Raw genomic sequence first — 20243 nt, 5'->3', positions numbered from 1 at the left:
TAGGCCCCGGTTTCTTCATCCGCCTCCCCCCCCCCCGGGCGGGCGCGTCCCCCGGGGGGCCGGCGCTGCCGGGCCGGGGGGCGGGGGGCCCCCCCCCGCCCCCCCCCCCCCGACCTGAGTGACGTTTCGGCCGACGGCGGTGACGCCTCGGCAGGGTTGCTAGGCGGCGGTCGCGAAGGCCGCCTCGGACTCCGGGTTGCGGGCTACGGAGCGCCGGGCGAGCGAGAAGGTGACCGCACCGAGGACCGAGGTGACCACCATGGTGATCGCCAGCGGAACCGCGGTGTGCTCACCGGCGACGGCGCCGAGCGGGGAGGCGAGGCCGCCGCCGAGGAACATGATCCCGCCCATCAGGGCCGAGCCGGCGCCGACCGAGGGACGGGCCTGCTCGATGGCGAGGGCGCCGGTGTTGCCCATGATCAGGCCGACGCAGGTGGTGACGACCAGGATCGGCAGCAGGATGAGCGCCTTCGGCACCGGCAGCAGCGCGACGACGAGCACGAACAGCGCGCCGATGGCGAGCACCGGCTGCGCCGACCGGATGATCTGCGCGGGATGCACCTGCCGCTTGGCCAGCCGCGCCGAGAAGAGCCCGGCGACCGTCAGGAAGGCGGCGTTGACTGCGAACCCGATGCCGTAGACCGCCGCCGACGTGCCGATCACCGACTGGTAGAGGAACGAGGAGGAGGAGACGTACGTCATCAGGGTGGCGAACGTGAGCGACTGCGTCAGCGCGTAGCCGAGGAAGGCGGGCTTGGCGAGGAGACGGCCGAGGTCGGCGTACTCGACCCGGCGGCTGCGGCGCTCGACGGGGAGCGACTCGCGGATCACCAGCACCACGACGACGACCTGCGCGACGGCGATCGCGGCCACGATGCCGAGCACCCCGCGCCACGGTACGAACCCGGCGAGGGCGCCGCCGATCACCGGGGCCAGGATCGGCGCGATCCCGCTGATCGACATCATGATCGACATCGCCCGCGCGGCGGCGAAGCCGTGGAGTACGTCGGCCACGATCGCCCGTGCCATCACGATCCCCGCCGCGGCGGCGAGCGCCTGGATGAAGCGGGCGGTGATCAGCAGCTCGACGGTGGGTGCCAGGGCGGCCAGCACACCGGCCGCGGCGGCCACGACCGACCCGATCAGCAGCGGCTTGAGCCGCCCGAACCGGTCCGAGATCGGTCCCCAGGCGATCTGTCCGAGCGCGAGCCCGATCAGGAAGGCGGTGAGGGTGAGCTGGACGTTGCTCGCCGCGGCCCCCAGATCGCTGCCGATCTGCGGGAAGGACGGTAGGTAGAAGTCGATCGCCAACGGCGCGGATGCCGAGAGCAGGGCGAGCGCGAGCAAGAGCCGCGGCGGGACTGACGTCACCGAGTGAACCTCCGGAGAGTTTGGTTGAAGAAGACAACCAACCGAACGCCGAAGTCCCGCCGGGCATTCCTCACCAGAGCGTGATGGACCTCTCGAAGATCCCGGTCAGGTCCTCCGCCGACGGCTGCTTCGGCGCGGTGGCGAGCAGCCGCTGCTGCTTGAGCGCCCCTTCGACCAGGTCGGGGATGTCGCCGGCGACGTAGCCGACCTCGCCGATCCCGGCCGGGATGCCGATGTCCCGCATCAGGTCGCTCAGCACCCGGGGCAGCAGGTCGCGCGGCTCCTCCTTCGACTCGTCGAAGCCGGGAGCCAGCAGCCGGGCCGCACGCAGGTGCCGCTCGGGGGCGGCGTCGAAGGTGTAGCGGAAGGCCTCCGGAGCGGTCAGCGAGACGGCCATCCCGTGCGGCACCAGCGCCTCATCGCCGGGGTAGTCCTTGGGGTGGAAGTCGCGCACCCGCCCGGCGATCGGGTAGGCGCAGGCGTGCGGGATGTGCACGCCTGCGTTGCCGAAGCCCAGACCCGCGAAGGTCGCCGCGAACGCCATGTCACCGCGTGCGAGCGTGTCGTCGCCGTGCGCGACCGCCTGACGGAACGACCCGGCCAGCAGGGAGAGACCCTTCTCCGACCACATGTCGGAGATCGGGTTGGCGCCGCAGTAGGGGACGCGCTGATCGGGCGACTTGCGATCGTAGGAGGTGTAGGGGCGCGCCGTGTAGCTCTCCAGCGCGTGGCACAGGATGTCCATCCCGGACGCGGCCGTCACCCCGGCGGGCTGAGTCATCATCAGGTCGGGGTCGACGACGGCCAGCGTCGGGCGCAGGCGCGCGTGCGAGATCCCGGTCTTCACCTTGAGCGACAGCACGTCGAGCACGCACACGGTCGTCGACTCCGCACCGGTGCCGGTGGTGGTCGGCACCGCGACCAGGGGCAGCAGCGGGTTGGCCGGCGCGAGCCCGCGTCCCACCGGCGCGTTGAGGTAGTCCATCAGGTCGCCGTCGTTGGTGGTCAGCAGGTTGACCGCCTTCGCGGTGTCGATGCTCGACCCTCCCCCGACCGCCACGATCGCGTCGAACGGCCCGTGCTCGCGGGCGAACTCGACCGCCTCGCGCATGCTCTCGTCGGTCGGCTCGACATGGACGCCGTCGAAGACGACGGCAGTGACGTCGTACGCCTTCATCTGCTCGGCCACGCGCTGCGGCAGCCCGGTCGCGGAGATGCCGGGATCGGTCACCACGAGGGCGCGGCAGGCGCCCAGCGACGCGAGGTCGTAGCCGATCTCGGCCGAGGCGCCGGTGCCGAACTTGAGCTGCGGGGAGCCATAGGTGAACACGGTCTCAGGTGTGGCGTGCGTCATGAGGCGCACGATATCGACCGGCTTCCACCCGCATCACCGGTCGGAGTGCCCAAACGTCTCGTGAGACACCCGTGGTCTTAAGTCATGTATTTCACTAGACTTTATTCAGATCAAGCCGACGCCGTCAGAGGAGACCGCGCATGACCATCACCGAAGCATCCCCCGTCAACGAGCTCACCGTCCACAAGGTCGGCGGCCGGATCGGCGCCCGCATCGACGGCGTCACCCTCTCCGGCGACCTCCCCGCCGAGACGATCGCCGAGATCCGGTCCGCCGTCCTGGCGAACAAGGTCGTCTTCTTCCGCGGCCAGGACCACCTCGACGACCGCGCGCAGATCGCGTTCGGCGAGCGTCTGGGTCCGCTGACGACCGCCCACCCGACGGTGAACACCGGCAGCGCCCGCGTCCTGACCCTCAAGGCCAACCGCGGCATGGCCGCCAACTCCTGGCACACCGACGTCACCTTCGTCGACCGGCCCCCGGCGTTCTCGATCCTGCGCGGTGCGGAGATCCCCGAGTACGGCGGCAACACCGTCTGGGCCAACACCGTCACCGCCTACGAGCGGCTCCACCCCCAGCTCAAGGCGCTGGTCGACAACCTGTGGGCGGTCCATTCCAACGACTACGACTACGTACGCCCCGACCAGGCCGACTCCACCGACGACGTGGCCGCGCGCAAGCGCGAGGAGTTCGTCTCCACGATCTACCGGACCGAGCACCCGGCGGTCCGGATCCACCCCGAGACCGGCGAGCGCGCGCTCGTCCTGGGCCACTTCGTCAAGCACTTCACCCGCCTGAACCAGAAGGAGAGCGCGATCCTCTTCAACCTCCTCCAGGACCGGGTCACCGCCCTGGAGAACACCGTCCGGTGGCACTGGCAGCAGGGCGACGTCGCGATCTGGGACAACCGCGCCACCCAGCACTACGCCGTCGCCGACTTCGACGAGCTGCCACGCGAGGTGCGGCGCATCACCGTCCAGGGTGACGTACCCGTCTCCATCGAGGGCGAGCACAGCCGGGTGATCGAGGGCTCCGCCGAGGTCTACAACCGCCTCGACGAGCTGATCTCCTGACCGACGTACGTCCGGGAGGTCAGGCGAGCGTGAAGCCGACCTTCCGGGCGACGACGTCGGCCGTCGCCAGCCGTACCTCGACCTCCTCGCCGAGCGGGAGCGCCGTCGCGCCGGTGACCCGGGCCTCGATGGCAGGCTCCTCGACGGTGATCGAGCCCTTCTGCTTGTCCTCGTCGTCGACCTCGACCACCACCGCGGTGAAGGTCTCTCCGACCCGCTTGGACAGCACCCCGGCCTCGACCAGGTCGACGACGCCGCGCTCGTAGGCACCGCTGGTGCGCGAGGAGGCACGCATCGTCTCCGGAAGGGTGGTGAACGCGCTGGTCACCCAGTCGGGGACCGGCTGGTCGGCGCAGAGCGCCAGGCAGACCTCGCCGGCGTAGCGGTCGATCAGCCGGCGCAGCGGCGCCGTCACGTGCATGTACTCGTTCGCCAGCGCCGAGTGCTCGGTCAGCGCGGGCAGCTCGCCGTTGAACGAGGCGTACCCACTCCCGCGCAGCAGCCGGGTGCACGCGATCGCCATCGCGGCGTGCTTGCCGTTCTTGCCGTCGAGCGAGCGGATGAAGTCGGGGTAGAGCATCTCCGCGGGCCACTCCAGCCCGAGCGCCCGAGCGGTGCGGTGCAGCCGCTGGACGTCTCGGGGGTCGGGTTCGGGAAGGGTCCTGAGGAGCCCGACGCGGGCGTAGACCATCAGGTCGGCCGCCCCGAAGCCGGTGAGCAGCGAGATCTGGGCGTTCCAGTCCTCGACGGGGAGCAGGTCGCGGTACTCCAGCGACCACTGATCGCCCTGGACCGAGATCTCCTGGTCGCGCAGCGGCAGGTTGACCCCGCCGCGAGCCGCCTCGAGGGCGATCCGCTTCTCGCCGATCTCCTTCAGCAGCTGGAGGGAGTCGGCGTAGTCGGTCTCGGCGAACCCGTCGCCGTCGAACATCTTCTGCACACCCTCATATGAGAGTTTCGCCCGCGACCTGACCAGCGCGCGCTCCACGAAGGTGTCGGTCCCCTCGCCGGTCGCGTCGAGCCTGTGGGTCCACAGCAGGGCGGGGCGTACCTGGTCCGGGAGCAGCGAGGCGGCGTCCTCGGAGAGCACCTTGGGGTGGAGCGGGATCTTCGCATCGGCGGCGTAGAGCGTCTCGCCGCGCCTGTTGGCCTCCAGGTCGACCGGGTCGCCGGGCGCCACGAAGGCGGCCACGTCGGCGATCGCGTAGTGCACCACGTAGCCGTCGCCGTCGCGCTCCAGGTGAAGCGCCTGGTCGAGGTCCATCGACGTCTCGGGGTCGATCGTGACGAACGGCAGGTCGGTGCGGTCGAGCTCCGGGAGTCTGGGGTTGGCCGCGGCGGCGGCCGCCGCTTCCTCCACCTCAGGCGGGAACTCGGCGGTCACCCCCAGCTCGGCCTGGAGCGCGGCGATCCCGTCGCGGAGCGTGGTGGCGGCGACACCGTTGTCGGCACTGGCGACCCGGATGATGCGTGCGGAGCCCATGGCCAGAACTGTAGTGGCTACTTCTTCTTCGAAGCCTTGTACGTCTTGTGCAGCGCGGCGGCTTCCTTGCCGAACGCCTTCGGGTTGCCCTTGAAGGCGTCGAACTGCCCCCACAGACCCTTCGTGGACCTGCTGTGCGCCTTCGCCGTCCTGTCGATCTTGGCCACCGCCCGGCGCTGGGAGGAGGTCAGCGACCGCTTCGCCCGGAGGTGCTCCGAGCGCGCACGGGCCTTCTTCGAGACGTCCTGGATCAGCCAGAACAGCCCGACGATGATGATCACGACGAGGAAGCCGGCAAGGTTGGGCCCGGAGGCGGACTCGGCGGCCAGAACGATCATGACTGGAACGTAAGCTCGCACGTTCTCCCAGGTCACAGGCGCTTTGAAAGATACCCAATCCTCGATTCGGCCATCCTGGCCCCGGGCGGCACGATAGTCCCCGTGCTGATCCTGCTGCCGCCCTCGGAGGGCAAGACCGCGGCCGTACGCGGCAACCCGCTCGCGCTCGACGACCTCCGCCTCCCGCGGCTCACCCCGGCCCGAGCCAAGGTCATCGACGCGCTGGTCGAGCTCTGCACCACGCGCCCGGACGAGGCGGTCGACATCCTCGGTATCCCGAAGACCCAGCCCGAGCTCGTCACCCTGAACGCCGGGCTGGCCGATGCCCCCACCGCGCGCGCCGACCGGATCTACACCGGCGTCCTCTACGACGCCCTCTCCCCTGCCACCCTGTCGCCGGCCGCCAAGCGCCGCGCGACCAGCCGGGTCATGGTGACCAGCTCCGTGTTCGGCCTCGTCGGCCTCGCCGACCGCATCCCGGCGTACCGTCTCTCGGGCGACACCACCCTCCCCGGCATCGGCGGCGTCCAGGCCCACTGGCGCGCCCACCTCGGCGCCGGCGTGTCCGAGGCCCTCGGCGACGGCCTCCTCGTGGACCTGCGGTCCGGGACGTACGCCGCCTTCTGGCGCCCAGAGGACGTTGCCGCCCGCACCGCCACCGTCCGTGTCCTCCACGAGCACAACGGTCAGCGCAAGGTGGTCAGCCACTTCAACAAGGCCACCAAGGGCCGCCTCGTCCGGGCCCTCCTCGAGTCCGGCGCCAACCCCCGCACCCCCGCCAAGCTCGCCGACGCCTTCCGCGACCTCGGCTGGACCGTCGAGACCGGCCCCGCCACCAAGACCGGCACCCAGCTCGACATCATCGTCTCCGAGATCTGACCCCGCGCCGAGTCGGCTCGTACTGACCGAAAACCTCGCCGAGTCGGCTCGTCATGACGAGCCGACTCGGCGAGAAATCAGGTCAGGATGCGCCGAGTCGGCGTCAGAAGAGGCCGGAGGCGAAGGGGTCGCGGGAGACGGGGAGACCGTTGAAGAGGCGCATCGAGGCGCGGTCGTCGGCGAAGAAGGAGACGACGGTGACGGAGGCGGGCGAGAGCTCCATGCTGAAGACTCCGGCGATCGGGGCGCCCAGGGCGTGGGCGACGATCAGCTTGATCGGCGAGACGTGGGAGGTGACCACGACGGTCTCGCCGGCGTGGGCCTCGAGGACCCGCGAGAGGCCGTCGAGCACGCGGGCCTGAGCGGAGTCGAAGGACTCACCGCCCGGGGGCGCGACCTCGGTGGCCCCCATCCACGCCTTCATCTCGTCAGGGAAACGTTGGGCGACCTCACCGAAGGTGAGCCCCTCCCACTCCCCGAACTCGATCTCGGCGAAGGCGGGCTCCTCGACCAGCCGGGCACCGAGCGCCCCGGCGACGAGCTCACCGGTCTCGACGGTGCGCAGGACCGGCGAGGTCACGACGGTCGAGACCGAGGACGCGAGCGGCTTGAGCCATTCCGCGGTGAGCATCACCTGCTCGCGGCCCTCCTGGGTCAGCGGCGGGTTGTCGCCGCCGAGGCCTCCGGAGAACGCCTTGGCGGCGGTGTGCTTGGTGACCCCGTGACGTACGAGGACCAGCGTCGTCGCTGCCGCGCCGGCTCCCCACCCGCGCGCGGTCTTCTCGCTCACAGCCCCGACTCGGCGGTGCGGACCAGGATGCGGGAGCACTCCTCGCAGCGCACGACCTCGTCGGCGGCGAGGCCGCGGATGCGGGAGATCTCGGCGGGGTCGAGCTGGAGGTTGCAGCCGCCGCAGCGGCGGGCACGCAGCTCGGCAGCACCGACACCCATCTTCTCGCTCAGCCGCGAGTAGAGGGCGAGCAGGTCGTCGGGGATGCCCTCGAGCGCGGGCGTCCGCTCCTCGGCGACCGCGGCGAGCTCGCCGTCGATCTTCGAGGTCTCGACGTCGACGGAGTCGACCGCGACCGCGAGCTTCTCGGTGATCTCGGCCAGCTCGGCCTCGAGCCGGGTCACGGCAGTCTGAGCCTCCTCGAGCTGCTCCATGACCTCGAGCTCCTCGTCCTCGAGCACCGAGATCCGGCGGTCGAGGGTGGCCAGCTCGTGCTGCATGCGCTCGAGGTCCTTGGCGCTGCTGATCGCCCCGGAGTCCATCCGCTCCTGGTCGCGCCGGCGGCGGGTCTTGACCGCCTCGACGTCGGCGTCGGCCTTCTTCTGCACCCGCTCGAGGTCGTCGCGCGTGATCCGGGCGTCGCGTACGGCATCGTCGGTGGTCTTCTTCGATGCCTGCAGCTCCGCCACGACGGCGGCCTGCGGCAGGTGCGCACGGCGGTGGCGCAACTGGAGCGCACGCGAGTCCAGCTCACAGACGTCGAGCAGCTTCACCTGGGCGAACGGGTCGGCTTTCAGCGGATTCTCCTCAGCTATTCACGATCAGGGTCCACGGGTCGGTGACGATCTCCGAGACCCGGGTCTCCACCGTATCTCCGAATGCCTCCCGAAGTCGCCTCGCCAGGACAGGCAGCCAGGTCCACTCCGCCGCCCAGTGCGGGATGTCGATCAGCGCACCGCCCTTCTCGAGGAACTCCGAGGCCGGGTGGTGGCGCAGATCGCTGGTCACATAGACGTCGTACGCAGCCACCTGGTCGAGCAGGAAGTCACCCGCGCCGCCGCACAGTGCCACCGAGGAGACCGGTCGGTCGAGGTCTCCGGCGACCCGGATCCCGGCCGCGGTCGCGGGCAGCGCGGCCGCCACGGACTCGGCGAAGGCGCCCAGCGTGGTCGGTGCCACCGTCCCGGCCCGGCCGGTCCCGACATCCTCGGTCAGCCCCGGAAGCAGCGGCCGCAGCGAGCTCAGCCCGAGCGCGAGCGCCAGCGACTCCGAGACGCCACCGAGGGCCTGGTCGGCGTTGGTGTGCGCGGTGAGCAGCGCGCACCGCGCGGAGACCAGCGTCGAGAGCGTACGTCCTTTGGGGGTCGTCGCGGCGAACCCGTGCACACCCTTCAGGAAGAGCGGATGATGGACCACGACCAGGTCCGCACCCCACGCGGCCGCCTCCTCAGCGACCGGGATGGTCGGGTCGACGGCGAGAAGCACCTTCGAGACGGGCTGCGAGGGCTCGCCCCAGACCAGCCCGACAGCATCCCATTCGTCGGCGGTCGCGGGCGGATACCAGTCGTCCAGCAACGAGGTGACGGTGGACAGAGTGGGCGGGGTCGGCATGGGGTAAACCCTAGATCCCGGGACCGGGGCCGCACTCAGCGGCGGCGACGTACACGAAATCAAGTTCGTAACCGTTCTTTTACAACTGATTCCGTACTTTTCCCCAGATCTTGTGGTGGAATGCAGCGCTAAGTGAACAATCGACTGGAGCAGCGATGACCACGACAGCTACCCCGGACCAAACCTCCGGCTCGGTAACCATCACCGGCCTGACCAAGACCTATGGCCAGGCCACGGCGGTCGACGGCTTGGACCTGGAGATCCGGGCCGGCGAGTTCATCTCGCTGCTCGGCCCTTCGGGCTGCGGCAAGACCACGACGCTACGCATGATCGCCGGGTTCGAGAAGCCCGACTCGGGCAGCATCGTCATCGGCGGCAAGGACGTGGTCAGGCTCGCGCCCTACCAGCGCGACGTGAACACGGTCTTCCAGGCGTACGCACTGTTTCCGCACAAGTCCGTCGCGGAGAACGTCGCCTACGGCCTGCAGCAGCGCAAGACACCCAGGGCCGAGGTCCGCGAACGGGTCGTCGAGGCGCTGCGGATGGTGCGGATGCTCGACTTCGCCGACCGCGGCCCGGCCCAGCTCTCCGGCGGCCAGCAGCAGCGGGTGGCGCTCGCCCGGGCGCTGGTCAACCGTCCCGGCGTCCTCCTCCTCGACGAGCCGCTGGGCGCCTTGGACCGCCAGCTGCGCGAGGAGATGCAGCTCGAGCTCAAGCTCCTCCAGTCCCGCCTCGGGATCACCTTCGTCTTCGTCACCCACGACCAGCACGAGGCGCTCGCGATGAGCGACCGGATCGCGATCATGCGCGCCGGGCGGATCGAGCAGCTCGCCGACGCCGAGACCGTGTACAACCAGCCCGCCAGCGCGTACGTCGCCGGCTTCGTCGGCCAGCAGAACTTCCTGCACGGTGAGGTCAGCGCCGACGGCACCACCGTCGAGACCCCCTTCGTGGTCGTCGAGGGTCCCGCCAAGCCCGACGGGAAGCCCGGCGAGGCCCACCAGGCCGCGATCCGCCCCGAGATGATCTCGATCGAGCCCCGGGCCGAGTCCGGGACCGTGACCGAGGGCCTCAACTCCGTCGCCGGCGAGGTCCTCCAGGTCTCCCCGCTCGGCGAGGTGATCCAGTACCTCGTCAAGGTCACCGACGAGCTCAGCCTGCTGATCCGGCGCCCCACCCACGGCGCCGCCCGGCTCTCCCCCGGCGACCCGGTCCTCTGCGGCTGGGCCGCCGAGGACGTACGTCTCTTCCCCCTCGACACCCCGCTCGAACAGTCCACCGCTAGGAGCCCACAGTGAACAAGCCTGTCAACAAGAACGGCAACGTACGGATCCTGGCCAGCCATGCCGGCGCGCGAGCGATCCGCCAGGAGCTCTCGCGACGCCACTTCCTGAGCCTGGCCGCTCTCGCCGGTGCCGGCGTCGCGCTGAGCGCCTGCGGCTCGGACGGCGGTGGCGGGGCGTCCAGCGCCGTCGAGCCCGGCGGCGGCGCGACCGGTGGACCGGTCGAGAAGTCGCTGTCGATCTACACCTGGGGTGACTACGACTCCCCCGAGGTGATCGACGCCTTCAGCAAGACCGGCCCGAAGGTGACGCTCGACTCCTACGGCTCCAACGAGGAGCTGATCTCGAAGCTGGTCGCGGCCGAAGGCACCAGCGGCTACGACATCGTCGTGCCGACCGGGGTCTACATCCCGCAGCTGATCGAGAACGAGATCATCGTCCCGCTCAACAAGGACCTGATCCCCAACATGGCCAAGGTCGACCCGAAGTTCCTCGGCCAGGACTGGGACCCGGAGAACGAGTACTCGGTGTGCAAGTGCTGGGGCACCACCGGGTTCGTCTACGACACCACCGTGATCAAGCGCGACCTGGCGACGTGGAACGACTTCATCGACGCGATGCAGAACGAGGCCTCGGGCAAGACCTCGCTGCTCGACGACCCGCAGGGTGTCTCCGGCCTCTACTTCTGGGCCAACGACATCGACTGGAACACCGAGGACATGGCCGACTACGACGCCTACGAGGCCGAGGCGGTCGAGAAGTGGGCGCCGCACATCGCCGGCTTCGACTCCTACCCCGCCACCGGCGCCATGCAGCAGAACACCTTCGCGCTGATGCAGAACTGGAACGGCGACTCCCGCCTCGGGATCCTCGAGCACAAGCAGCCCGACCGCTGGAAGTGGGTCCTGCCCGGCCCGACAACCGAGCTGTGGATGGACAACTGGTGCATCCCGACCGGCGCGCCCCACCCCGAGGCCGCGCACGCGTTCCTCGACTACGTGCTGGAGCCGGAGAACTCGTTCCTGGAGATGGACTACATCGGCTACAACACCGGCGCGCTCGGCATCGAGGAGATGGCCAAGGAGCGCAAGGTCGAGCTGCCCGAGATGATCTTCTTCACCGACGAGCAGCTCGCGACCATGAAGAACGGTGCCGTCAACGAGGCTCAGGACCGGCGTACGGAGGTCTACGACAAGCTGAAGGCCGCCGCCAGTGCGTGACCGAGCGGCGAAGCGCCTCCCGGGTTTCGTCCTCGCCGTACCGGCGTGGCTGTGGCTGACGGTCTTCTTCGTGGTGCCGTTCCTGCAGATCGCCTGGTTCAGCTTCGGCGAGAAGCCCGGGATGTTCGGCACCCACAGCAACGCGGTGATGTCGCTGGACCGCTACGCCGAGGCGTTCAGCCCGACCTTCTTCACGATCTTCCGGGCGACGCTGTGGATGAGCGTGCTGGGCACGGTCGCCTGCCTGCTGATCGCGTTGCCGGCTGCGTACTTCATGGCGGTGAAGGTCCCCGCACACCGCCGCGGGCTGCTGGTCGCCCTGGTGATGGTCCCCTACTGGACCTCCTTCCTGATCCGGACGATCGGCTGGAAGGTGATCCTGTCCTCGGAGGGAGCCCTGGCCGGGTTCCTGACCGACGTAGGCCTGGTCGCCGATCCGCACGACCTGCTCAACACCCGCGGTGCGGTGCTGCTGGGTCTGATCTACAACTATCTGCCGCTGATGATCCTGCCGATGTACGTCGCCTTCGACCGCGTCGACAACGCCCTCGGTGAGGCGTCCAAGGATCTCGGCGCCGACCGGGTGCGGACGTTCTTCCAGGTCACTCTGCCGTTGGCACGGCCCGGGATCATCGCCGGCATCGTCCTGGTCTTCATCCCGATGATGGGCGACTACGTCACCCCGGCGGTCCTCGGCGGCGCGAAGGGCACGATGGTCGGGTCCCTGATCGCCAGCCAGTTCCTAACCGCGCAGAACTGGGCGCTGGGCTCGGCCATGGCCGTCGTCCTCATCCTGCTCACGATGCTCATCGTCGTCCTGGCGATCACGCTGATGTGGGCCGTGGGATGGCTCCTGCACAGGCGCAGCAAGCTGGTCATCGGAACCGTCCCGCCTCCGGACACGAGGCTGCACACCAAGGAGGTGGTGACCGCATGAGCAGACCCTCCGGCACCAATCTCGCGCTCGGCGCGTGGACGACCCTGGTCTTCCTCTTCCTCTTCGCCCCGATCATCGTGATCGGCATCTACTCCTTCAACGGCGGCCGACTGCTCACCGCCTGGGACGGCTTCAGCCTGGAGCCGTTCACGGCGATCATCGAGCGCCCGACCGTACGCCACACCGTCGCCGTCTCCCTGCAGACCGCCGTGGTCGCCGCCCTCCTGGCGAGCGTGCTCGGCACCCTGGCCGGGATGGCGATGGCCCGGTTCCCGGGCCGCTGGGCGGGCCCGTTCACACTGCTGTTGCTGCTCGTCTCGGTGACGCCCGAGATCGTCGACGGCATCGCACTGCTCCCCTGGTTCGTGACGCTCGGGCAGGACTGGTCGCTGCTGCCGTTCAACAACGGCTACGTACGCCTCGTGGTCGGCCACTCGCTCTTCGCGACCGCGGTCGTCACCTACATCGTCCGGGCCCGCCTGGTCGGGCTGGACGCGTCGCTGGAGGAGGCCTCGGCGGACCTGTATGCGCGGCCGGTGGCGACGTTCTTCAAGGTCACGATCCCCCTCGTCGGGCCGGCCGTGCTCGCCGGTGGGCTGCTGGCCTTCACGCTGAGCCTCGACAACACGGTGATCTCCTCGTTCATCAACGTCTCCGGCACGACCTCGTGGCCGGTCTACGTGCTCTCCTCGGTCCGCTCCGGTCTCAAGCCCGAGATCGCCGCGGTCTCCACGATCCTGCTGGTCTTCACGCTCCTGGTCCTCGGCCTGGTGGCGCTCGTGCTCAAGCGCTCGGGCTCCTCGGTCACCGACACCATGGCCGTCAACTGATGGGCTCTGACGCCCTCGCAGCGGACCTGCTGCTGCGAGGTGGCCGCGTGCTGCGCGAGGGCCGGTGGGAGGACGCCTCTCTCGCCGTGCGCGACGGCCGGATCGCGGCCATCGGCAGGGAGCTCGACGCTCTGGCCGGCCCCGGGACGGTGGTCGAGGAGCTCGACGGCCGGTGGGTCCTGCCCGCCTTCCACGACTCCCATGTGCACCCGATCCAGGCCGGGCTGGAGATGAACCAGTGCGACCTGACCGGTCTCTCGACCCTCGAGGGCTACCTGGACGCCATCGGCTCCTACGCCGCGGCCAACCCGGGACGCGCCTGGGTCACCGGCGGTGGCTGGTCGATGGACACCTTCCCGGGTGGGGTGCCGACCGCGTCGCCTCTGGATCGCCTGCTTCCCGACCGGCCGGTCTTCCTGCCCAACCGCGACCACCACTCCGCCTGGGTGAACAGCCGCGCGCTCGAGATCGCCGGCATCGACGCCGGCACGCCCGATCCCGCCGACGGGCGCATCGAGCGCGACTCCGCCGGCCGGCCCACCGGTGCGCTGCATGAGGGTGCGATGGCGCTGGTCGGCTCGCTGGTTCCTGCCCCGACCTCGCGCGACCTGACCGAGGCGCTGCTCACCGCGCAGCGCCATCTCCACTCCGTCGGCATCGTCGGCTGGCAGGACGCACTGGTCGGCGACGGCCTCGGCATGCCCGACTCGCTGCCGACCTACATCGCCGCCAACGAATCCGGCGCGCTCACCGCGAAGGTCGTCCTCGCCCAGTGGTGGGACCGCGGCCGCGGCCTGGAGCAGCTGCCCGAGCTGATCTCGCGCCGCGCTCGTGCCGCGCAGGCGGGGCTGGACGCGGCCAGCGTGAAGCTGATGCAGGACGGCGTCTGCGAGACGCACACGGCCGCCATGCTCGACCCCTACCTCGACTCCCACGGTGATCTCACCGACAACCGCGGGCTCTCCTTCATCCCGGCCGACGCTCTGGCGACGTACGTCGCGGCGCTGGACGCCAACGGGTTCCAGGCGCACATCCACGCGCTCGGGGACCGGGCGGTCCGCGACAGCCTGGACGCGATCGAGCACGCGCGGGCGACCAACGGGGCCAGCGGACTGCGGCACCATCTGGCCCACGTCCAGGTCGTCGCGGCATCCGACGTCCCTCGGTTCGCCGCACTCGAGGTCACCGCCAACATCCAGCCGCTGTGGGCCTGCCTGGACGAGGCGGTGGAGGTGCTGACCCTGCCGTTCCTGTCACCGGCAGCGCGGGGCCAGCAGTATGTGTTCGGGTCGCTGCTGCGTACGGGTGCCCGGATCGCGTGCGGCAGCGACTGGCCGGTCTCCGACCCGGCGCCGCTGCTCGGCATGCACGTGGCGGTCAACCGCCGCTCCCCCGACCAGGCCGCCGACGCCACCCCGCTGCTGCCCGAGGAGGCCCTGCCGGTCGCCGAGGCCCTCGCCGGCTACACCACCGGCACCGCCTACCTGAACCGTCTCGAAGGGTCCACGGGCCGGATCGAGACCGGGTGCGCGGCCGACCTGGTCGTCGTCGACCACGACATCCTCGGCGAGGACACGACCGCCCTCGCCCGGACCCGGGTCACCCACACGTACGCGAACGGTCGCGAGGTCCATCGGCGCTGACCGCGTGCAAGACTCGTCGGCATGATCATCTTCGGGCTCAAGACCTACACGCGACTGCTGGCCACGCTCTCGCTGGTCTGCCCACACTGCCGCCAGCAGGCAGCCCATCGCCTGTTCGAGGTCGTCAACAAGTTCACGCTCTTCTTCATCCCGCTCTTCCCAGTGAGCAGGTCGCGCCGGATGGACTGCACCTACTGCGGCTACGCCTCGAAGCTGTCCAAGGAGCAGGCGGACCAGCTGCAGTCCGCCCCGCGGCCGAGCGTCGGCTGATCCTCGGCTTTCACAGGAACCCCACAGCCGGGGCAGGAGGTCCTCACGGATCCGGACGTCAGAGTCAGGTCAACGCACCAGGACCGACGTCAAGGAGAACCAGATGAGCCGCGTACCCGAACCCGAGAACACCCCTGAAGGCCCGGCCTATGAGGGCCGCCTGCTGGCCCGCCCCGAGGAGGAGGTGGTCGACCAGGGCGCCGGCTTCGACATCTCGACGCTGCTGACCCGCCGCCGGGTCCTCGGGCTCGTCGGGGCCGGGGTCGGAGCGGCCGCCCTCGCCGCCTGTGGGGCGGGCTCGTCGGGCTCCTCCAGCACCTCCACGGGCGGCTCCGCCGCCAACACCTCCACGACCGCCGACGGCGAGATCCCGCAGGAGACCAACGGCCCCTACCCGGCCGACGGGACCAACGGCACCAACGTGCTGACCGAGTCCGGGATCGTACGCAGCGACATCACCTCCAGCCTCGACGGCGGCACCACCGTCGACGGTGTGCCGCTCACCTTCACCTTCACCGTGACCGACATGGCCAACGACGACGTGCCCTTCGAGGGGGTCGCGGTCTACCTGTGGCAGTGCGATGCGCAGGGCCGCTACTCGATGTACTCCGAAGGCGTCGAGAACGAGACGTACCTCCGGGGCGTCCAGGTCGCCGACGCGAACGGCCAGGTGACCTTCAAGACGATCGTCCCGGGCTGCTACGACGGTCGCTGGACGCACATGCACTTCGAGGTCTATCCCGACGCCGACTCGGCCACGACCGGCGAGAACGCGATCGCGACCTCGCAGGTCGCCTTCCCGGAGAAGATGCTGAGCAAGGTCTACCAGGACGACGCGTACGAGGGCTCGGCCGACAACCTCGCGAAGGTCAGCCTCGACACCGACAACGTCTTCAGCGACGGCTACGACCTGGAGATGGGCACGTTCACCGGCAGCCCGAGCGCCGGCTACAAGGGCTCGCTCGCCGTCGCCGTCGACACCACCACCGAGGCAGCCATGGGCGCCGCGCCCCCGACTCGGCGCTGATGCCCCGCCAGAACCGGCCGAGTCGGCGCAACTGTCCCACCAGATCCCTGGTCGAGCAGAAGGTCGGCCGCGCGCACCCACCTCCGGATGGCGACGCGGCCTGCGCCCTACCCTGATCGGGTGAACGACGCCCAGAAGCCGAAGGATCAGGCCGGCGACGCCGCGGCGCGCGGGACGCGTCGACGGGAGCGAACCCGCGCCCGGGTGCTCGAGGCCGCCGAGCAGATGTTGTCGCAGCATGCCCCTGAGGAGATCAGGATCGAAGACGTCGCCGCCCTGGCGGGGATCTCCCCGGCGTCGGTCTACGTGCACTTCGGCACCAAGGACGGGCTGATGGCAGCCGTCACCGAGCGAGTGCTGACGGTGGCCACCGAGACCCTCCGGTCGGCCTACGCCGCGCAGACCACGCCGCTCGAGCGCTTCGCCGGCGTAGGGTCGGCCTACCTGAAGCTGCTGCTGGAGCACCCGACGGTCGTGAAGTACCTGATGGTCACCGGCGAACGCGGCCCCGGGTCGGCGGTGGAGGATCTGGTCGTCGAGCGGTTCAGCGAGCTGCGGGGCGAGTTCGAGCAGAGCATCCGTGATGCGGTGGACTCCGGCGCGATCCGGAAAGTGGATCCGGAGCTGTTGTCCTACTTCCTCTTCGGGTCCTGGAACGGGGTGGCCGCACTGGCGTTGCGCCGGGACGCACTGGCGCTGGAGCCTGACCGCGTCGAGCTGGCCGTGATCGAGGCCGGCCTGATGTTGCTCGAGGGTCTGATCAAGGCTCCGCCTTCAGCCTGACGGACAGCGGGACTTGGCGGAACGGGTCAAAACGAGTTAACTGGAGTCCAACTCCAAATCACTGCTCCGAAAGCGGCCGGCGATGACCCAGACTGCAGCACCCCCCACCCCGGGCCACGAGGCCGACGACCACACCTGGGATGCCGTGGTGGTGGGCGCGGGGCCGGGCGGCCTCACCTGCGGGGCCTACCTCGCCGCCAACGGCAAGCGGGTCCTGGTGCTCGAGGCCAACCAGGTCGTCGGCGGCAGCACCCAGGTCTTCCGCCGGGCAGGCAACAAGTTCGAGTTCGACGTCGGCACCCACTACGTCGGCGAGTGCGGCCCCGGCGGTCGGATGCAGACCGCGCTGTCCGGCCTCGCACTGACCGAACGGATCAAGTGGCTGCGCCAGCGACCCGAGGGCCATTGTCAGGTGATGATCCCCGGCACCACCTTCCAGACACCGACGGGCTGGGACATCTACCTCGACCGGCTCATCGCGGCCTTCCCCAGCGAGGAGGCCGGGCTGCGCCGCTGCGTACGGATCATGCGGATCATCGCCGCCGGGGAGCAGCCGCGGCTGCGCCCCTATCACCTGCTGCGCTGGGGCATCCGGCCGATCACGAAGCTGATGGACGCCTGCGGCCTGAGCGCGGACGCGCAGGCCGTGATCCTCGCCGAGAACGGCGACTACACCTGGCCGCCCTACCGCACGCCCACGGCGATGCACGCCGGCTTCCTCCACCACTACCTCCAGGCCGGCGCCTACTACCCGCGCGGCGGCGGGCAGGTCATCGGCGCCCACCTCACCGACGTGATCACCACGTACGGTGGCCGGGTGCGCACCAAGGCCCGGGTCGAGAGGATCCTCATCGAGGACGGACGGGCGGTCGGCGTACGTCTGGCCGACGGTGAGGAGATCCGCGCCGAGGTCGTCGTCTCCGCCGCGGACTTCAAGAAGACCTGGGCCGACCTGGTCGGCGACGAGCACCTGACCCGCCGCCTGCGCCGCCGGCTGAAGGACCTCGAGATGACGCTGCCGATGTTCGCGGTCTACGTCGCTCTCGACGTCGACCTGCGCGAACGCGGCACGCCGCCGCTGGCGTGGGTGTGGCCCACCAACGACGTCGACGGCTACTACCGCGAGGTCGAGGCGGGCCGCTGCCCGGAGCAGATGCCCGTCGGGATCAGCTGCCCCACCGCCAAGGATTCAGAGGGTACGCACTCGGCGCCGGCGGGGTACTCCACGCTCGAGCTGGTCAGCTGGGCACCGAAGGGACACGAGTTCTGGAACGTCTCCGAGGACCCCACCGACGGCGCGTCGTACGGCCGTGACGAGCGCTACCTCCAGCTCAAGGAGCAGCTCACCCAGCGGGTGCTCGACACCGCCGAGCTGATGATCCCGGACATCCGCGAGCGGATGGTCTTCTGCGAGGCCTCCACGCCGATCACCCAGGAGCGCTTCACGTTGACCAGCGACGGCTCCTGCTACGGCATCGCGCCGCTGATCAAGAACCTCGGCCCCTTCCGGCCGCGGGTCACCACCCACATCCCCGGGCTGTTCCTCGCCGGCGGCAGCACGGAGCACATGTTCGGCATCAACGCCACGATCTGGGGCGGCATGGGCACCGCCGGTGCCGTGCTCGGTCGTGACCTCGTCGCAGAGGTACGCGACGGCGCGGTCTTCGTGGACGAGGCCGACCTGACACCGATCACCGACGACTTCGACCCGCTCCTGGCCTCGAAGCCGGGCTCGGTGATCCGTCGGGCCGCCCGGCGTCGCCCCAGGGCGACGGCCTGAGCGACCCGCCAGCTCGTCTAGTTGACCTTGCGCTCGCGGTCACCCCAGTAGGGCTCACGGAGCTTGAACTTCTGCAGCTTGCCGGTGGCCGTACGCGCCAGGGAGTCGCGGAACTCGACGACCGTCGGCGCCTTGTAGCCGGCGGCTCGCTCCTTGCACCAGGCGATCAGCTCCTCCTGGGTCGCCTCGGCGCCCTCGGCGAGGACGACGAGGGCGAGGATGGTCTCGCCCCACTTCTCGCTCGGGATGCCGATGACGGCCACCTCGGCAACCGAGGGGTGCAGGAAGAGGACGTCCTCCACCTCGGCGGAGCTGACGTTCTCGCCGCCGGTGATGATCACGTCCTTGATGCGGTCGGAGATGGTGAGGTAGCCATCGTCGCCGAGGCTGCCGCCGTCGCCGGTGTGGAACCAGCCGTCGGCGAGCGCCTTCTCGGTCTCCTCCGGCTTCTCCCAGTAGCCCTCGAGCACGACGTTGGAGCGGGCCAGGACCTCCTTGTCGGGCGAGATGTCGAGGCTCACGCCGATCGCCGGCGCGCCGGCTCGGGTCAGCTTCGCGGCGCGCTCCATCGGGTCGAGGTCGTCCCACTCGGCCCGGGTGCGGTTGATGGTCAGCAGCGGCGAGGTCTCAGTGAGGCCGTAGATCTGGATGAACTCCCAGCCGAGCTCCTCCTGGACGCGGACGACCGTCTTCGTGGGCGGCGGAGCGCCGGCCATAATGATCCGGACCTTGTCCCGCCCGGGGATCTCGCCCTCGGTGGCCTGCCACTGCGGGAGCGCGTCGAGCACGGCGGCCGCCACCGCCGGCGCGGCGCACATGTAGGTGACTCCGTGGTCGCGTACGCGGCGCAGGATCTCCATCCCGTCGACCTTGCGCAGCACGATGTGCTTGATGCCGAGGCCCGTCGCCGCGAACGGCATCCCCCAGCCGTTGGCGTGGAACATCGGCAGCGTGTGCAGGTAGACGTCACGATCGGTCAGCCCGGCGTGGAGCCCGAACGTCAGCGCGTTGGTCCAGATGTTGCGGTGGGTGATCTGCACGCCCTTGGGCCGGGCGGTGGTGCCGGAGGTGTAGTTGATCGCCGCGGTCGCGTTCTCGTCCGGCTCCCACGGCGTCGGCTCGACACCCTCCTCGGCGTAGAGGTTGGCGTCGTCGCCGAGCACGAACCGATGCTTCGCGGTCACGTCCTTCAGCGCCTCGTCGACCTCGGGGTCGACCCAGAGCACCGAGGCGCCGGACTGCTCCACGATGTAGGAGACCTCGTCGGGACGGAGGCGGAAGTTCACGGGCACCAAGATGCGCCCGTAGCCGGAGACGCCGTAGAACGCGGTCAGCAGTCGCGCCGAGTTGTGGGAGACGATCGCGACCCGCTCCCCCACCCCGATGCCGAGCTCGTCGAGCCTCGCGGCCATCCGCTTCGCGAGCGACTTCATCTCGGCGTACGTCACCTCCCCGAGCGAGGCCGCCGGCTGGTCGGGCTCGTCGACGATGCCCACCCGCTCGCCGTAGACGGATGCGGCACGGTCGATGAAGTCGTTGACGCTGAACGGGACGAACACGGGCGTTACCTCCAGGTGCAAGTGGTGACCCGGATCACTGTATCGATGAGAGGTCTCTCATGGACCCCCACA

General features: G+C 69.9%; 19 protein-coding genes. 11 read left to right on the top strand and 8 right to left on the bottom strand.

The window, feature by feature from the left end:
• Positions 1-159: 159 nt before the first annotated feature.
• Both ACIO3S_RS24995 and ACIO3S_RS24990 read right to left on the bottom strand, forming a co-directional pair.
• Positions 160-1371 (bottom strand): multidrug effflux MFS transporter, encoded by a 1212-nt coding sequence (locus ACIO3S_RS24995; RefSeq protein WP_400468526.1) that lies wholly within the window; start codon positions 1369-1371, stop codon positions 160-162.
• 70 nt (positions 1372-1441) lie between these two features.
• Complete coding sequence (locus ACIO3S_RS24990) at positions 1442-2725, bottom strand: hydroxyacid-oxoacid transhydrogenase (RefSeq protein ID WP_400468524.1); 1284 nt, start codon at positions 2723-2725, stop codon at positions 1442-1444.
• A 140-nt stretch (positions 2726-2865) separates the two neighbouring features.
• Between ACIO3S_RS24990 and ACIO3S_RS24985 the strand changes: the two genes are divergently transcribed.
• Complete coding sequence (locus tag ACIO3S_RS24985) at positions 2866-3798, top strand: TauD/TfdA dioxygenase family protein (RefSeq protein ID WP_400468523.1); 933 nt, start codon at positions 2866-2868, stop codon at positions 3796-3798.
• Positions 3799-3817: 19 nt separating this feature from the next.
• Here ACIO3S_RS24985 and ACIO3S_RS24980 read toward each other — a convergent pair whose 3' ends face one another.
• Positions 3818-5281, bottom strand: a complete 1464-nt coding sequence (locus ACIO3S_RS24980; protein WP_400468521.1) for an RNB domain-containing ribonuclease — start codon at positions 5279-5281, stop codon at positions 3818-3820.
• A gap of 17 nt (positions 5282-5298) precedes the next feature.
• Positions 5299-5619, bottom strand: a complete 321-nt coding sequence (locus ACIO3S_RS24975; RefSeq protein ID WP_160021960.1) for a hypothetical protein — start codon at positions 5617-5619, stop codon at positions 5299-5301.
• Between the two features lie 102 nt (positions 5620-5721).
• Here ACIO3S_RS24975 and yaaA point away from each other — a divergent pair, with 102 nt between their 5' ends.
• Positions 5722-6498 carry a peroxide stress protein YaaA gene (gene yaaA, locus ACIO3S_RS24970; RefSeq protein ID WP_400468519.1) on the top strand — a complete coding sequence of 259 codons (777 nt, stop codon included), beginning with the start codon at positions 5722-5724 and terminating at the stop codon, positions 6496-6498.
• Positions 6499-6601: 103 nt separating this feature from the next.
• Here the strand turns inward: yaaA and ACIO3S_RS24965 are convergent, their stop codons facing one another.
• Genes ACIO3S_RS24965 through ACIO3S_RS24955 form a run of 3 tightly spaced genes read right to left on the bottom strand, consistent with a single transcriptional unit; the run spans position 6602 to position 8839 of the window.
• On the bottom strand, positions 6602-7288 hold the full coding sequence (locus ACIO3S_RS24965) for a histidine phosphatase family protein (protein ID WP_400468517.1): 687 nt from the start codon (positions 7286-7288) through the stop codon (positions 6602-6604).
• A complete protein-coding gene (locus ACIO3S_RS24960) occupies positions 7285-8001 on the bottom strand; it encodes a zinc ribbon domain-containing protein (RefSeq protein WP_400468515.1) in 717 nt (238 codons plus the stop codon). The genes ACIO3S_RS24965 and ACIO3S_RS24960 overlap by 4 nt, the downstream gene beginning before the upstream one ends.
• Before the next feature lie 34 nt (positions 8002-8035).
• On the bottom strand, positions 8036-8839 hold the full coding sequence (locus ACIO3S_RS24955; protein ID WP_400468513.1) for a Nif3-like dinuclear metal center hexameric protein: 804 nt from the start codon (positions 8837-8839) through the stop codon (positions 8036-8038).
• A 155-nt stretch (positions 8840-8994) separates the two neighbouring features.
• Here ACIO3S_RS24955 and ACIO3S_RS24950 point away from each other — a divergent pair, with 155 nt between their 5' ends.
• The 9 genes from ACIO3S_RS24950 (at position 8995) to ACIO3S_RS24910 (ending at position 18612) form a co-directional block, all read left to right on the top strand.
• Entirely contained in the window at positions 8995-10137 is a 1143-nt protein-coding gene (locus tag ACIO3S_RS24950) for an ABC transporter ATP-binding protein (RefSeq protein WP_400468511.1), read from the top strand.
• Positions 10134-11342 carry a spermidine/putrescine ABC transporter substrate-binding protein gene (locus tag ACIO3S_RS24945; RefSeq protein ID WP_350721019.1) on the top strand — a complete coding sequence of 403 codons (1209 nt, stop codon included), beginning with the start codon at positions 10134-10136 and terminating at the stop codon, positions 11340-11342. The genes ACIO3S_RS24950 and ACIO3S_RS24945 overlap by 4 nt, the downstream gene beginning before the upstream one ends.
• Positions 11335-12279 (top strand): ABC transporter permease, encoded by a 945-nt coding sequence (locus ACIO3S_RS24940; protein ID WP_400468509.1) that lies wholly within the window; start codon positions 11335-11337, stop codon positions 12277-12279. The genes ACIO3S_RS24945 and ACIO3S_RS24940 overlap by 8 nt, the downstream gene beginning before the upstream one ends.
• Positions 12276-13109 carry an ABC transporter permease gene (locus ACIO3S_RS24935; RefSeq protein ID WP_160021945.1) on the top strand — a complete coding sequence of 278 codons (834 nt, stop codon included), beginning with the start codon at positions 12276-12278 and terminating at the stop codon, positions 13107-13109. The genes ACIO3S_RS24940 and ACIO3S_RS24935 overlap by 4 nt, the downstream gene beginning before the upstream one ends.
• Positions 13109-14752 (top strand): amidohydrolase, encoded by a 1644-nt coding sequence (locus tag ACIO3S_RS24930; RefSeq protein WP_400468507.1) that lies wholly within the window; start codon positions 13109-13111, stop codon positions 14750-14752. Before ACIO3S_RS24935 ends, ACIO3S_RS24930 begins: the two co-directional genes overlap by 1 nt.
• Positions 14753-14773: 21 nt before the next feature.
• Positions 14774-15022, top strand: coding sequence for a zinc-ribbon domain-containing protein (locus tag ACIO3S_RS24925; RefSeq protein ID WP_400468505.1), 249 nt, complete (start codon positions 14774-14776; stop codon positions 15020-15022).
• A gap of 103 nt (positions 15023-15125) precedes the next feature.
• A complete protein-coding gene (locus ACIO3S_RS24920; protein WP_400468503.1) occupies positions 15126-16049 on the top strand; it encodes an intradiol ring-cleavage dioxygenase in 924 nt (307 codons plus the stop codon).
• Between the two features lie 120 nt (positions 16050-16169).
• Positions 16170-16832, top strand: a complete 663-nt coding sequence (locus ACIO3S_RS24915) for a TetR/AcrR family transcriptional regulator (protein ID WP_400468501.1) — start codon at positions 16170-16172, stop codon at positions 16830-16832.
• An 82-nt stretch (positions 16833-16914) separates the two neighbouring features.
• Positions 16915-18612, top strand: a complete 1698-nt coding sequence (locus ACIO3S_RS24910; RefSeq protein WP_400468499.1) for a phytoene desaturase family protein — start codon at positions 16915-16917, stop codon at positions 18610-18612.
• A 17-nt stretch (positions 18613-18629) separates the two neighbouring features.
• Here ACIO3S_RS24910 and ACIO3S_RS24905 read toward each other — a convergent pair whose 3' ends face one another.
• Entirely contained in the window at positions 18630-20171 is a 1542-nt protein-coding gene (locus ACIO3S_RS24905; RefSeq protein WP_400468497.1) for an AMP-binding protein, read from the bottom strand.
• Positions 20172-20243 lie beyond the last annotated feature (72 nt).

It is taken from the genome of Nocardioides sp. NPDC087217 (assembly GCF_044744805.1).
Lineage (GTDB): Bacteria > Actinomycetota > Actinomycetes > Propionibacteriales > Nocardioidaceae > Nocardioides.
The sequence above is the reverse complement of the archived record's forward strand: the minus strand, read 5'-3'. Positions and strand labels throughout refer to the sequence as shown.

What these genes read in the sequence shown, in the direction of transcription:
- ACIO3S_RS24980 (WP_400468521.1), bottom strand. Translation starts at nt 5,281, where the DNA reads ATGGGCTCCGCACGCATCATCCGGGTCGCCAGTGCCGACAACGGTGTC.
- ACIO3S_RS24950 (WP_400468511.1), top strand. Translation starts at nt 8,995, where the DNA reads ATGACCACGACAGCTACCCCGGACCAAACCTCCGGCTCGGTAACCATC.
- ACIO3S_RS24920 (WP_400468503.1), top strand. Translation starts at nt 15,126, where the DNA reads ATGAGCCGCGTACCCGAACCCGAGAACACCCCTGAAGGCCCGGCCTAT.
- ACIO3S_RS24935 (WP_160021945.1), top strand. Translation starts at nt 12,276, where the DNA reads ATGAGCAGACCCTCCGGCACCAATCTCGCGCTCGGCGCGTGGACGACC.
- ACIO3S_RS24955 (WP_400468513.1), bottom strand. Translation starts at nt 8,839, where the DNA reads ATGCCGACCCCGCCCACTCTGTCCACCGTCACCTCGTTGCTGGACGAC.
- ACIO3S_RS24930 (WP_400468507.1), top strand. Translation starts at nt 13,109, where the DNA reads ATGGGCTCTGACGCCCTCGCAGCGGACCTGCTGCTGCGAGGTGGCCGC.
- ACIO3S_RS24910 (WP_400468499.1), top strand. Translation starts at nt 16,915, where the DNA reads ATGACCCAGACTGCAGCACCCCCCACCCCGGGCCACGAGGCCGACGAC.
- ACIO3S_RS24925 (WP_400468505.1), top strand. Translation starts at nt 14,774, where the DNA reads ATGATCATCTTCGGGCTCAAGACCTACACGCGACTGCTGGCCACGCTC.
- ACIO3S_RS24990 (WP_400468524.1), bottom strand. Translation starts at nt 2,725, where the DNA reads ATGACGCACGCCACACCTGAGACCGTGTTCACCTATGGCTCCCCGCAG.
- ACIO3S_RS24975 (WP_160021960.1), bottom strand. Translation starts at nt 5,619, where the DNA reads ATGATCGTTCTGGCCGCCGAGTCCGCCTCCGGGCCCAACCTTGCCGGC.
- ACIO3S_RS24985 (WP_400468523.1), top strand. Translation starts at nt 2,866, where the DNA reads ATGACCATCACCGAAGCATCCCCCGTCAACGAGCTCACCGTCCACAAG.